Source organism: Sulfitobacter sp. D7 (assembly GCF_003611275.1).
GTDB lineage: Bacteria > Pseudomonadota > Alphaproteobacteria > Rhodobacterales > Rhodobacteraceae > Sulfitobacter > Sulfitobacter profundi.
Window position 1 is genome coordinate 2,558,548 of sequence record NZ_CP020694.1, and the last position, 13,319, is coordinate 2,571,866.

The following is a 13,319-nucleotide window of genomic DNA, read 5'->3' on the forward strand; positions in this document are numbered from 1 at the left end:
TCCCCCAAGTTAAGCAGCCAAGACTTGAAACGAAACGCCACATGGGCGATGTGAGAACATTCCCTGCCGGAGAGCATCATGGCCCTGCCAATCCGAGACCAATTGAAATACTGGGGCATCGCTGCGGCGGTGTTCATGGTGGCATTGTGGTTCATGGGCGACGTGCTGCTGCCCTTCCTGCTCGGCGGGGCGATTGCCTATTTCCTTGATCCGGTGGCCGACCGGCTGGAGCGTCTGGGGCTGAGCCGTGTAATGGCCACCGCGCTGATCACCGTGGCGGCTCTTTTGATCTTCGTGCTGATGGCGCTTTTGGTCATCCCGACGCTAGTGAACCAAACCGTCAACTTGATCGAGACCGCGCCCAAGGTCACTCGCAATTTCACCGATTTCATCACCGACCGTTTCCCCTCGCTGTTGGACGACGATTCGACGCTGCGCACCTCGCTGACCACCTTGGGCACGACGATTCAAGAACGCGGTGGTGAGCTGTTTCAAACCGCACTGGCCTCCTTTGCCTCGCTGATCAACATCCTGCTCTTGTTCGTCATCGTCCCCGTGGTCGCCGTCTACCTGCTGCTCGATTGGGACCGCATGGTTGCCGCCATTGACCGGCTGCTGCCGCGCGACCATGCGCCGACGATCCGGCAATTGGCGCGGGAGATCGACGCGACGCTCGCCTCTTTCGTGCGTGGCATGGGCACGGTCTGCCTGATCCTTGGCACCTATTACGCCGTGGCGCTGATGCTGGTGGGGCTACAGTTCGGCCTCGTCGTCGGTTTCGTGGCCGGTTTGGTCACTTTCATCCCTTACCTTGGCGCATTGATCGGTGGGGCGCTGGCGATCGGGCTGGCGCTGTTCCAATTCTGGGGCGATTGGGTGTCGATCGGGCTGGTGGCGGGCATCTTTGTGCTGGGCCAGATCGTCGAGGGCAATCTGCTGACACCAAAACTCGTCGGCAACTCAGTCGGGCTGCACCCTGTCTGGCTGCTGCTGGCGCTGTCGGTCTTCGGCACGCTTTTCGGCTTCGTCGGCCTGCTGGTCGCGGTGCCCGTGGCCGCCGCCATCGGGGTGATCGCGCGTTTCGCCACGGCGCGCTACCGTGAAAGCGTGCTCTACAAAGGCCGCGAGCCTGAAACGACCGTCGACGAGGGCATTCGCTGACATGGCCCACCAACTCGGGTTGAACCTGCCCAGCCGGACGGCTCTGGGCCGCGACGCATTCTTTGTCGCCCCCTCCAACGCCATGGCGATGGCGATGATCGACGGCTGGCGCGGTTGGGCGGGCGGCAAGCTGGCGCTGACCGGGCCACAAGGCTCGGGCAAGACGCATCTGACGCATGTTTGGGCGGACCTGTCGGGCGCGCGGATCATCAGTGCCGCCGACCTGCTGGAGGCCGACATTCCCGCCCTCGCCCGCGGCCCCCTCGCCGTCGAAGATGTCCATCTGATCGCCGGGAACGCAGAAGCGCAAACGGCCCTGTTTCACCTGCACAACCTCGTACTGGCCGAGGGTCAGGCGCTCTTGCTCACCGGCACGGGGCCGGTGGCCCATTGGGGGCTGACGCTGCCCGATCTGGTCAGCCGGATGCGCGGCGCCACGATGGTCGAAATGGAAGCACCCGATGACGCGCTGCTCTCGGCCCTGCTGGTCAAGCTGCTGGCCGACCGGCAGTTGACGCCGAAACCGGAACTGATCAACTACCTGATGACCCGGATGGATCGTTCCTTTGCCGCTGCCATCGCGCTGGTCGACCGGCTGGATGCCGCCAGCCTTGCGCAGAAGCGCCCGTTGACCCGCGCACTGGCCGCGCAGGTGCTGGACATCGCCCCGCCCCGCGCGTGATACTGGAATAATTAACGCAAGCCTTCGCAAACCCGTTACATTCCAATGTCATGAGGTCCGCATGACCCAAGCTGATTTCCTGCAAGCGCCCTTTCCGCCCGCCACCGATCTGCCCGAGCTTGATACCGCCGGGCCGGGCCGTTTCTTTAACCGTGAGCTAAGCTGGCTCGACTTCAACTGGCGGGTGCTGGAAGAGGCCGAGAACCCGCGCGTGCCGCTGCTGGAACGGCTGCGTTTTCTGTCGATTTCAGCCACCAATCTGGATGAGTTCTATACCGTGCGGGTCGCGGGGCTGCGCGAACTGGCCCAAGCGGGCAATACCACCGCCGCCGCCGATGGGCTGAGCCCCGGTGAGCAACTGGTGCTGATCAACGAAGACGCCCGCAACCTGATGATGTCCCAACAGCGTGTGCTGGTTGACCTCATGACCGAGATGGACGCGCAGAACATCATGCTGGAACGTGCCGCCGACCTGACCGAGGCGGACCACAAACATCTCGAAGGGGTCTTTCTTAACCAAGTCTTCGCCGTGCTGTCGCCGCTGGCGATTGATCCGGCACATCCCTTCCCCTTCATCCCCAACACCGGCTATGCGCTGGCGCTGCAACTGGAACGCAGCCGCGACAAACGCCCCCTGCAAGCACTGCTGCCGATCCCCGGCCAGATCGACCGCTTCGTACCCCTGCCCGCGCCCGACGGCTGCCTGCGCTACCTGCCGCTCGAAGACCTGCTGATCATCAACATCCCCAACCTCTTTCCGGGCTACAAACTCAAGGCGCATTTCGAATTCCGCGTGCTGCGCGATAGCGATCTTGAGGTCGAAGACGAGGCCGAAGACCTCGTGCGCGAGTTCGAAGTCGCCCTGAAACGCCGCCGCCGCGGTGAAGTCGTGCGGCTGACCCATTCCGCGGGCGCCCCGGAAAAGCTGAAATCCGTCGTCATGCGCGAACTTTGCGTGCGGCCCCAAGACGTGATCGAAATCGAAGGCATGCTCGGCATCGCCGATCTGTCGAAACTGGTGACCGACGCCCGGCCCGACCTTCTGTGGCCGCAGTTCACCCCGCGCGTGCCCGAGCGCGTCAGCGACCACGATGGCGATATGTTCGCCGCGATCCGGCAAAAGGACATGCTGCTGCACCACCCCTATGAGACCTTTGATATGGTGGTGCGCTTCCTTGCCCAAGCGGCGCGGGATCCCGACGTGGTGGCGATCAAACAGACGCTCTACCGCACCTCGCGCGACAGCCCGATTGTCAGCGCGCTCTGCGAGGCTGCCGAGGATGGTAAATCCGTCACCGCCTTGGTTGAACTGAAAGCCCGCTTTGATGAGGCCGCCAATATCCGCCAGTCACGCCGCTTGGAACGCGCGGGCGCGCATGTGGTCTATGGCTTTCTCGACCTCAAGACCCACGCCAAGATCTCGACCGTGGTACGCCGCGAAGGCGATCAACTGGTGACCTATACCCACTACGGCACCGGCAACTACCACCCGATCACCGCGCGGATCTATACGGATCTGTCGCTTTTCACCTGCGACTCGAGCCTTGGGCGCGATGCCACGAAAGTCTTCAACTTCCTGTCGGGCTATGCCCCGCCTGAGCAGTTGGAAAACCTCGCCATTTCCCCCACCACGCTCAAGCCTCGCTTGCTTGAGATGATCGCCACCGAGGCTGACCATGCCCGCGCCGGGCGGCCTGCCGTGATCTGGGCCAAGATGAACGCCCTGATCGACGCCGAGGTGATCGACGCGCTTTATGATGCCAGCCAAGCGGGGGTGGAGATCAGCCTTGTCATTCGCGGCATCTGCGGGCTGCGCCCCGGCGTTAAGGGGCTGTCGGACAACATTCGCGTCAAATCCATCATTGGCCGTTTTCTGGAACACAGCCGCATTGTCTGTGTCGGCAACGGCCACGGGCTGCCGCATAAAAAAGCGCGGGTTTTCATGTCTTCCGCTGACTGGATGGGCCGCAACCTCAACCGCCGGGTCGAGACTTTGGTTGAGATCGAGAACCCGACCGTCAAGGCACAGATCACCAGCCAGATCATGGCGGCCAATCTGGCTGACGTGGCGCAAAGCTGGGTCATGGGGCCGGATGGCAAATTCACCCGGCCCGCCGTGCCGGAGGGGACGTTCGCGTTTAACTGCCACCGCTTCTTTATGGAAAACCCCTCGCTCTCGGGGCGCGGCAGCGCGGGGGCGTCGGATGTGCCCAAGCTGACCCATACCGAGGATTGACCTATGGAGAGGTCCGTTAGCAATTGACCTCACCGCGCCCCTGCGCCAATTATCCCTTCAAACGGATGGCCCGCAGGAGCATTGATGGCAGACCAGACCGACCCTTCCCGAGCCGCCCCCGTCCCTGAGACCGGCGTGGCGGAACTGGGCCTTTTCGCGAAACCGTTGTTTCAGGATCCGGGTGCGCGCGCGCTGGCGCGGGTGGGCGTGGTGGATGTGGGCTCGAACTCTGTCCGCCTTGTGGTGTTCGACGGCGCGGCGCGCTCTCCGGCCTATTTCTATAACGAAAAGATCATGTGCGCCTTGGGTGCTGGCATGTCTGAGACGGGCCACTTGTCGCCCGAAGGCCGCGCCCGTGCCCTCTCGGCGCTGCGCCGGTTCAGCAAGCTGGCCGATGGCATGGGCCTGTCGGAACTCACGGTCGTTGCCACCGCAGCGGTGCGCGATGCCAGCGATGGGCGCGAGTTCTGCGCCGATGTGCTGCGCGAAACCGGCCTGCGCATCTGGGTGATCGACGGCGAGGAAGAGGCCCGGCTTTCGGCCCAAGGGGTGCTGCTGGGCTGGCCTGGCGCATACGGCCTTGTCTGCGACATCGGCGGCTCGTCGATGGAACTGGCAGAAATCTCTGGTGGGCGTGTCGGGCGGCGGGTGACCTCGCAACTCGGGCCGCTGAAATTGCGCGATCTCAAGGGCGGTGCCAAGGGGCGGCACGCCCATATCAAAGAGGTCATCACCGGCCTTCAGGAAAAGATGGGCAACCAGCGCGACCGGCTGTTCCTTGTGGGCGGCTCGTGGCGCGCCATCGCGCGGATCGACATGTACCGCCGCGGCTATCCGCTGCATGTTCTGCATGAATACCGCATGACCGTGACCTCGGTCCGGGAGACAGTGAAGTTCATCCAAGCCTCTGATTTGGAAGAGTTGCGCAGCGCCTGCGGCGTGTCGTCGAGCCGGATGTCATTGGTGCCCTACGCCGCTGAGGTGCTGAGCCGTCTGGTCAAAACCTTCCGCCCCAAAGACATCGCCATTTCCAGCTACGGCATCCGCGAAGGCATGCTCTATGAGCAAATGCCGCAACGCCTGCGCGACCGTGATCCGCTGATCGAGGCCTGCTATTTCGCCGAAGCCAAAGACGCGCGGATGCCCGGCTTTGGTAAGGTGCTCTATAACTTCATCCTGCCGCTCTACCGCTCTGCCCCGCATGCGCGCAGGCGGTTGGTCAAAGCGGCCTGCCTCCTGCATGACGTCAGCTGGCGCGCGCATCCCGACTACCGGGCCGAGACCTGTTTTGACAACGCCACCCGCGCCAACCTTGGCGGGCTCAAACACGCGGAGCGGATTTATCTGGGGCTGGCGCTGCTGCACCGTTATTCCAACAAACGCGAAAATACCCGGTTCGAAGACCTTTATGAGATGGTCGACGAAAAGACCCGTCTGGAGGCCGAGATCCTTGGCAAGGCCATGCGCTTTGGTGCGATGCTCTGGATGGACAAGGGCGAACAGCGCGGCGAATTGCGCTGGTTCCCCAAGAAAAAGCAGTTGGAACTGTGGCTCACCCCCGACATGGTGCCGCTCTTCGGTGAGGTCGCAGAGGCCCGACTGAACTCGCTCGCCAAATCGCTTGACGCCGAAGTCCATGTGCGCACCGGCAAACGCCCTCCGAAATAGCCCGGGTTACAGGTCGATCTGGGGGGCAGGCTCTGTCGGCGTGTCTGGTGGCACCATCGGATGATCCGGCTTGCGGCGAATGATGATATCGCCGTTGGGCTGCATCTCGGGCGCTTGGTATGCGCTCCAGTCCTCGACCTCATCCAGCAGTTCCGTCAGCTTCGGCCCCATCTCGCGCGCAAAATCGCGCAGGGCGGGGCGCATGGCTTCGCTAAAGCCTTCGAAACCCTCCATGACCGGGCCCATTTCATCCATGATCCCGTCCATGAACATCTGCGCGCCGCGCTCCATCAAGCCGAGGCCGCGTTCTTCGGTGTCCTCTTGTGCGTGGGCCGCAAGCGGTAGCATCGTGCAAAGGGCGATAAGGGGCATGAAACGTGTCATGCAATTGATGTAGGCGGCGCGTTCGGGATTTCTAGTCTTCTGCCGATGCACGGGCACAAGCCCGCCTAAAGGTCGACATCCAGCGTGACCGGAAAGTGATCCGACGCCGCAAGAAGCGCATCGCGCAGGGCCACATTTTGCCAGCAAGCGGGGTCATCCATCGGGTGCCAAATCCGCCAGCGGGCATCGCGAGCACAGAGTTGCGGGCTGACCATGATGTAATCCAACAGCGCCTGAAGGTAACGTTCCTCTGGTGCGATCCAAAACCGCGCGCTGGTAGGCGCGGCCCCCAACCGTCGGCTAAGCGCCTGTTTGGCATGCGGGTCAAAGAGCGCTGCCGCCCCCTCCCCCAGCACAATCTCGACCGAAGACCGCCCAAACAGGCTCTCGAACTCATCCAGCCCCGGCCCGTCGTTCAAATCACCCATCACCATCACGGGCCGATCTGCCGCCAGATGCGCATCGATCCGCCGCCTGAGCCAGATCGCCTGAGCCAATTGCTTGCGCCTATTGGCGATGGCGATGCGCAGCACATCGGCCTCCGACTTGGCCCCATGGGGCGCTTTGGATTTGAGATGCGCGCCGATCACCTGAAAGGCAAAGCCGGTCTTCGTGGTCACCTCCAACTCAAGCGGCGGTTTGGAGAAGACCACGGCATCCTCAGTCGCGTCTACGTCAAGATCAATCCGCAACGTCTGGTCAAAGCGCGGAGCACCTGCTGCCGACTGCGGCGTGTGGCGGGCGGTGAGCTTATCGGGGTCATAAAGCAGTGCAATCTCTTGCTCTGTATCGTTGGAAAACCCCATGACGGCCTCCCGCGCGCGGAGGGAAAACTGCGCGGCGAAATGCTTTAACGCTGCCACGGTGGACTGCCGCCGCCCGTGGTTCGGCGCCTCAATCACCATCACCGCATCGGCATCCAGCGCGCCGAAAACCAGCCCCAAAGCAGCCGTCTGCTGCGCACGGGTCACCTGATAGCGCGAAGACCATTCACCGTCGTCGTAGAGCTGATTGTCATCGTCAAAAAGGCTCGCGAACCACTCAACATTGTAGGTCGCGATGCGCATCAAGCGTGTTTGCCCGAGATCGTTTCCCACGCGCGGTTGATGTCGATCATGCGTTTCTCGGCCATCTTGATGGCCTCCTGTGGCAAGCCGCGCGCCACCAAGGCATCAGGATGGTTTTCGCGTACCAGCCGCCGCCACGCCTTGCGGGCTTCTTCGAGCGTGGCATGGGGGCCGATGCCCAGAACCGTGCGCGGCAGGGGCGAGCTGTCGGGCACGAACCGCGCTTTGAGCGAGGCAAAAGCCTCCTCTCCCATGCCAAAGATCGCAGCCACATCTTCGAGAAAGGCGTTTTCATTCGGGTGATAGACGCCATCGGCCATGGCTATGTGAAACAACCCCTCCATCAGATCATGCAGCATCTCGGGCTGGTCGTTGAACATGCTGGCGATGCGTTTGGCGTATTCCTCAAACCCGGTGACATCCTGCCGCGCAAGGTTAAAGACCCGCGCCGCTCCGTCCTGATCCCCTTCGGCAATTTGGAAGACCTCGCGAAAGGCCGTCACCTCGTCGCGGGTCACCAGCCCATCGGCCTTGGCCATCTTCGCGCCCAAGGCGATGACTGCGATGGTAAAGGCGACCGAGCGTTCAGGCGGGCTGCGCAGACGGTCAAAGACAGCCGACAGCCCCTCGCCCGCGGTGAGGGCTGACAAAGCTTCGGAGATGCGCGTCCAGATCGACATGGGCTGACCCTTTGGTATTCGGCCCCCAGCTTAACCGCTGGCACCGGGGAAGTCAGGATGCTGACAGGGTTTTTTGCATCAAGATCAGATCAAGCCATTGCCCGTGTTTGCGCCCGACTTCGGGCATCCGGCCCACCTGCGCAAAGCCCAGTTTTTCATGGAAAGTCACAGCACCCGGATTGGCGCTGCTGATCGCGGCAACCATGACGTGATGGCCCTGCGCCGCTGCCGCCTCGACCGCCCGCGTCATCAGGCCGCGGCCCAGCCCCTGCCCCTGTGCCGCGTCCGCCAGCACGATGCTATGTTCGACCGTCGCGCCGTAGCCCGGACCGCCGCGAAAGCTGCCGTAGGTGACAAAACCCATGACTTGCCCTGAGTCTTCGGCCACCCAAAAGGCGTCGGCGCGGGTGGCGATCAGGGCGGTGATATCCTCTGGCATCTTTTCGTCGGTGGTAAAGGTCGAGAGGCTGTCGCGGATCATGCCGTTCCATAGGCCCGCCACGGCAGCGGCATCGCGCCGCTCTGCGAGGCGGATCGCGCGGCCCGTTTGGACCGCGCCCGTTTCAGCCTGCATCACTTCCGGGTCTCGCGGATCAGCTTGAGGATATCCTGCGCAGCCGTCGGGATATTCGTCCCCGGGCCAAAGATCGCCTTGACGCCCGCGTCCTCCAAAAACTTGTAATCCTGCTGCGGAATGACCCCGCCACAGATCACCAGAATATCCTCGGCCCCCGCATCTTTAAGCGCCTGAATAAGCTGCGGTGCCAATGTCTTGTGCCCCGCCGCTTGGCTAGAGATGCCGACAACATGAACGTCGTTGTCCACCGCATCCTGCGCCGCTTCGGCTGGGGTCTGGAAAAGCGGGCCGACATCCACGTCAAAGCCGATATCGGCGAAGGCGGTGGCGATCACCTTGGCCCCGCGATCGTGCCCGTCTTGGCCCATTTTGACCACCAGCATGCGCGGGCGGCGGCCCTCGGCCTCGGCGAACTCATCGACCGATTTCTGGATATCGGCAAAGCCCGCGTCGCCCTCATAGGCCGCGCCATAGACGCCTGAGAGGGTTTTGACCTCGGCCCGGTGCCGCCCGAATTCTTTCTCCATCGCCATGCTGATCTCTCCCACTGTGGCGCGCGCGCGGGCGGCTTCGACCGCCGCGTCGAGCAGGTTGCCGCCCTCGGCGGACCGCCGTGTCAGTTCTGCCAATGCGGCGGTGCAGGCGTCCTCGTCCCGCTCGGCCCGGATACGCTCCAGCCGCGCCACCTGACCAGCGCGGACCTTGACGTTGTCGACATCCAAAATGTCGATCGGCTCTTCCTTGTCGCGGCGGTATTTGTTCACGCCGACGATCACCTCGGTGCCGCGGTCGATGCCCGCCTGACGCTGCGCCGCGGCTTCCTCGATCCTGAGCTTCGGCATGCCAGAGGCCACGGCCTTGGTCATGCCGCCCATCTCCTCGACTTCTTCGATCAGCTTCCACGCGGCCTCGGCCAGATCGGCGGTCAGTTTCTCGACGTAGTAGCTGCCTGCCAGCGGGTCGACGACATTGGTGATGCCAGTCTCTTCCTGCAAGATCAGCTGGGTGTTGCGGGCGATACGGGCGGAGTGTTCCGTGGGCAGGCCAATGGCCTCGTCCAGTGAGTTGGTGTGCAGCGACTGGGTGCCGCCCAGCACCGCCGAAAGCGCCTCGTAAGCCGTGCGCACGACGTTGTTGTAGGGGTCCTGCTCGGCAAGGCTCACGCCGGAGGTTTGGCAATGAGTTCGCAACATCGACGACTTGGGGTTTTTCGGCTCGAATTCCTCCATCACCCGCGACCAAAGTAGACGCGCGGCGCGCAGTTTGGCGGCCTCCATGAAGAAGTTCATGCCGATGGCGAAGAAGAAGCTCAGGCGCGGTGCAAAACGGTCCACATCCATGCCCGCCGCAATCGCCGTGCGCACATATTCGCGCCCGTCCGCGATGGTGAAGGCCAGTTCCTGCACGAGGTTCGCGCCCGCCTCTTGCATGTGGTAGCCCGAGATCGAGATCGAGTTGAACTTCGGCATATGATCCGAGGTATATTCGATGATGTCCCCGATGATCCGCATCGACGGTTCCGGCGGATAGACATAGGTGTTGCGCACCATGAATTCCTTGAGGATGTCATTCTGGATCGTCCCCGAGAGCTTGGCACGGTCATGGCCCTGCTCTTCGCCCGCGACGATGAAATTGGCGAGGATCGGGATCACTGCGCCGTTCATCGTCATGGAGACCGAGACCTGATCCAGCGGAATGCCGTCGAAGAGGATTTTCATATCCTCAACCGAATCGATGGCCACACCGGCCTTGCCGACATCGCCCTCAACGCGCGGGTGATCGCTGTCATAGCCCCGGTGCGTTGCCAGATCAAAGGCCACCGAAACACCCTGCTGCCCGGCGGCCAGCGCGCGGCGGTAAAAGGCGTTGGATTCCTCAGCCGTCGAAAAACCCGCATATTGCCGGATCGTCCAAGGACGGCCCGCATACATCGTTGCCTTTACGCCGCGCGTAAATGGCGCTTCGCCGGGAATGCTGCCGAGATGCTCCAGCCCGTTCACGTCGTCGGCGGTATAGAGCGGTTGTACGTCGATCCCCTCCAACGTCTTCCATGTCAGATCATCAAGGCTGCGTCCGCGCAATTCGCCCGTGGCCAGTTCCTGCCAGCGTGTCTTGGCGTCCTTTTGGTCGGATGTCATATGCTTGTCCTTCTCCCTTAACGCCGGGCGGCAGGCATGGGCCTGCGCATCACCGGCGGCTGAATTGTCACGGGGCGCGCCCTCACGGGGATAAATGCCCCCTGCGGCGCTTTGCCCTTCGCAAAATGGTACAGGCCCCCTATATCTGAAGGGACAGGAGCCTTGATGAAACGTTTGATCTCACTAGTTTTTGCAGGATTGATCGCCAGCACAGCGATTGCCCAAGGGGCCGATACCCCGATGGAGGATCCGCTGTTCCTGCCCGCCGATATGGCCGATCTCAGCGCCTTCCAATGGAAAAAGCGGCCCGTTCTGGTCTTTGCCAATTCCGAGAACGATCCGGCATATGTCGCGCAGATGGAATACCTCCGCGACCGCGAGGAAGAGTTGCGGTTGCGTGATGTCATCGTGCTGACCGATACCGACCCTGCCGCGCGCAGTGCTCTGAGGCTGCGGATGCGCCCGCGGGGCTTCATGCTGGTGCTGGTCGACAAGGAAGGCCAAATCGAGCTGCGCAAACCCTTTCCATGGGACGTGCGCGAGATCACCCGCAGCATCGACAAGATGCCGCTGCGCCAGCGTGAAATCAGAGAGGCAAAGGAGCGCGACGTCATCCGTTGATGCCCCGCGCCCTGCCCGCCCTGATCGCCAGCGCATCGCACCCTATTCGAACTCCATGATGACATCGTCCACCGCAAGGCTGTCGCCCGCGCCAGCGTTGACCTTGCTCACCACGCCCTTCTTCTCGGCGCGCAGGATGTTCTCCATTTTCATCGCCTCGATGGTGCAGAGCGCTTGGCCCTCTTGGACCTCATCGCCCACTTCCACGTCGAGTTTCACCACCAGACCCGGCATCGGGCAGAGCAGCATCTTGGAGGTGTCGGGCGGCAGTTTCTCGGGCATGAGGGCCGCCAGTTCCGCCTGACGCGGGGTGCGGACATGGACTTTCAGATCCGCTCCGCGGGTGCGGATACGGAAGCCGCCAGAGATTTTGCCAACCTTCAGCACCAGAGGCGCGCCATCGACGGTCATTTCGGCCAGTTGGTCACCCGGTGTCCAATCGCCGCTGACGCGCATTTCGCTGCCATCGCCAAAGGCCACCGTCGCCCCTTCGGGATCGGCCTTGGTGACCACGTCGAAACTCTCGCCCTGCAGCTTTACGTTCCAATCGCTGCCGACCTTGCGCTCGTGGTTGTCCATCCGGCCCGAGACACGCGCGCGGCGAATTTCGCCTACGCGGTGCATCGCAGCGCAGGCCGCAGCGATGCGGCGCAGCTCGCCCTCAGGCAGGGTCACACCCTCGAAACCTTCGGGATATTCCTCGGCGATGAAGGCGGTGGTCATCTCGCCCGAGACGAATTTCGGGTGATCCATCACGGCAGAGAGAAACGGCAGGTTATGCCCGATGCCCTCAACCTCGAAACTGTCGAGCGCCACGCGCATCTTCTCAATCGCCTCTTCGCGGGTCGGGGCCCATGTGCAAAGCTTGGCGATCATCGGGTCGTAATACATCGAGATTTCGCCGCCCTCAAAGACGCCGGTATCGTTGCGTACGGCCATCTCGCCGCTGGGTGCATCGCCCTGCCATGTGCCTTGCTCCAGCAGCGGCCCTGCGGCTACTTCCTGCGGCGGGCGGTAGCGGGTCAGACGGCCAATGGACGGCAGGAAACCACGGTAAGGGTCTTCGGCGTAGAGCCGGTTTTCGATGGCCCAACCGGTCAGGGTCACGTCATCTTGGGTGATCGACAGTTTCTCGCCATTGGCGACGCGGATCATCTGCTCGACCAGATCAACACCGGTGATCAGTTCGGTGACCGGGTGCTCCACCTGAAGGCGGGTGTTCATCTCAAGGAAGTAGAAATTCTTGTCGCCATCGACGATGAATTCCACCGTGCCCGCGCTGGTGTAGCCCACGGCCTGCGCCAGTGCGACGGCCTGCTCGCCCATGGCTTTGCGGGTCTCTTCATCAAGGAAGGGGCTCGGTGCCTCTTCGACGACCTTTTGGTTGCGGCGCTGGATCGAACACTCCCGCTCGCCCAGATAGATACCATTGCCATGCGCGTCGCAGAGCACCTGAATTTCAATGTGGCGGGGCTGGGTGACGAATTTCTCGATGAAAATCCGATCATCCCCAAAGGAGTTTGCCGCTTCGTTCTTGGACGATTGGAAACCTTCGCGGGCCTCTTCATCATTCCAAGCGATCCGCATGCCCTTGCCGCCGCCGCCAGCCGAGGCTTTGAGCATCACCGGGTAGCCGATCTCGTTCGAAATTTTCACGGCCTCGTCGGCGTCTTCGATCAGACCCATATAGCCCGGCACGGTCGAGACACCCGCCTCCTGAGCAATCTTTTTGGAGGTGATCTTATCGCCCATCTTTTCAATGGCGCCAACGGGCGGGCCGACGAAAGCCACGCCAACAGCGTCAAGCGCCTCGGCAAACTTGCTGTTTTCGCTGAGAAAACCATAGCCCGGATGGACCGCCTGCGCGCCGGATTGTTTCACGGCCTCCATCACCTTGTCGATGACGATATAGGACTGGTTCGCGGGGGGCGGGCCGATGTGAATGGCCTCATCCGCCATTTCCACATGCAGCGCCTGCGCATCCGCATCGGAATAGATCGCCACGGTGGTCAGACCCATCTTCTTAGCGGTCTTGATCACGCGGCAGGCGATTTCGCCCCGGTTGGCAATGAGGATCTTGTCAAACATCAGCAGTTCCTTTGACG

Annotated in this window: 11 protein-coding genes; 5 read left to right on the forward strand and 6 right to left on the reverse strand. The window is 62.4% G+C overall.

The features are described from left to right. Nucleotides 1-78: 78 nt before the first annotated feature. The 4 genes from B5M07_RS12375 (at nt 79) to B5M07_RS12390 (ending at nt 5,747) form a co-directional block, all read left to right on the forward strand. A complete protein-coding gene (locus tag B5M07_RS12375; protein ID WP_120351535.1) occupies nt 79-1,161 on the forward strand; it encodes an AI-2E family transporter in 1,083 nt (360 codons plus the stop codon). 1 nt (nt 1,162) lies between these two features. Then, a complete protein-coding gene (locus tag B5M07_RS12380) occupies nt 1,163-1,843 on the forward strand; it encodes an HdaA/DnaA family protein (RefSeq protein WP_120351536.1) in 681 nt (226 codons plus the stop codon). A 61-nt stretch (nt 1,844-1,904) separates the two neighbouring features. Further along, complete coding sequence (locus tag B5M07_RS12385) at nt 1,905-4,079, forward strand: RNA degradosome polyphosphate kinase (RefSeq protein ID WP_067626891.1); 2,175 nt, start codon at nt 1,905-1,907, stop codon at nt 4,077-4,079. Between the two features lie 84 nt (nt 4,080-4,163). Beyond that, the gene (locus B5M07_RS12390) at nt 4,164-5,747 is read left to right on the forward strand and encodes a Ppx/GppA family phosphatase (RefSeq protein WP_067626893.1); all 1,584 of its coding nucleotides are present in this window, start codon (nt 4,164-4,166) and stop codon (nt 5,745-5,747) included. A 6-nt stretch (nt 5,748-5,753) separates the two neighbouring features. Here B5M07_RS12390 and B5M07_RS12395 read toward each other — a convergent pair whose 3' ends face one another. The 5 genes from B5M07_RS12395 to scpA form a co-directional block, all read right to left on the reverse strand. After that, the gene (locus tag B5M07_RS12395; RefSeq protein WP_236627351.1) at nt 5,754-6,119 is read right to left on the reverse strand and encodes a hypothetical protein; all 366 of its coding nucleotides are present in this window, start codon (nt 6,117-6,119) and stop codon (nt 5,754-5,756) included. Between the two features lie 77 nt (nt 6,120-6,196). After that, entirely contained in the window at nt 6,197-7,198 is a 1,002-nt protein-coding gene (locus B5M07_RS12400; RefSeq protein ID WP_120351537.1) for an endonuclease/exonuclease/phosphatase family protein, read from the reverse strand. Beyond that, the gene (locus B5M07_RS12405) at nt 7,198-7,878 is read right to left on the reverse strand and encodes a molecular chaperone DjiA (protein WP_120351538.1); all 681 of its coding nucleotides are present in this window, start codon (nt 7,876-7,878) and stop codon (nt 7,198-7,200) included. Before B5M07_RS12405 ends, B5M07_RS12400 begins: the two co-directional genes overlap by 1 nt. Before the next feature lie 52 nt (nt 7,879-7,930). Further along, nucleotides 7,931-8,452: a GNAT family N-acetyltransferase gene (locus tag B5M07_RS12410; protein WP_120351539.1), complete on the reverse strand. Its 522-nt coding sequence runs from the start codon at nt 8,450-8,452 to the stop codon at nt 7,931-7,933. Then, nucleotides 8,452-10,593 (reverse strand): methylmalonyl-CoA mutase, encoded by a 2,142-nt coding sequence (gene scpA, locus B5M07_RS12415; protein ID WP_120351540.1) that lies wholly within the window; start codon nt 10,591-10,593, stop codon nt 8,452-8,454. The genes B5M07_RS12410 and scpA overlap by 1 nt, the downstream gene beginning before the upstream one ends. A 165-nt stretch (nt 10,594-10,758) precedes the next feature. Here scpA and B5M07_RS12420 point away from each other — a divergent pair, with 165 nt between their 5' ends. Then, nucleotides 10,759-11,214: a DUF4174 domain-containing protein gene (locus B5M07_RS12420; protein WP_120351541.1), complete on the forward strand. Its 456-nt coding sequence runs from the start codon at nt 10,759-10,761 to the stop codon at nt 11,212-11,214. Between the two features lie 42 nt (nt 11,215-11,256). Here the strand turns inward: B5M07_RS12420 and B5M07_RS12425 are convergent, their stop codons facing one another. Next, nucleotides 11,257-13,302 (reverse strand): acetyl-CoA carboxylase biotin carboxylase subunit, encoded by a 2,046-nt coding sequence (locus B5M07_RS12425; RefSeq protein ID WP_120351542.1) that lies wholly within the window; start codon nt 13,300-13,302, stop codon nt 11,257-11,259. Between the last annotated feature and the right edge of the window lie 17 nt (nt 13,303-13,319).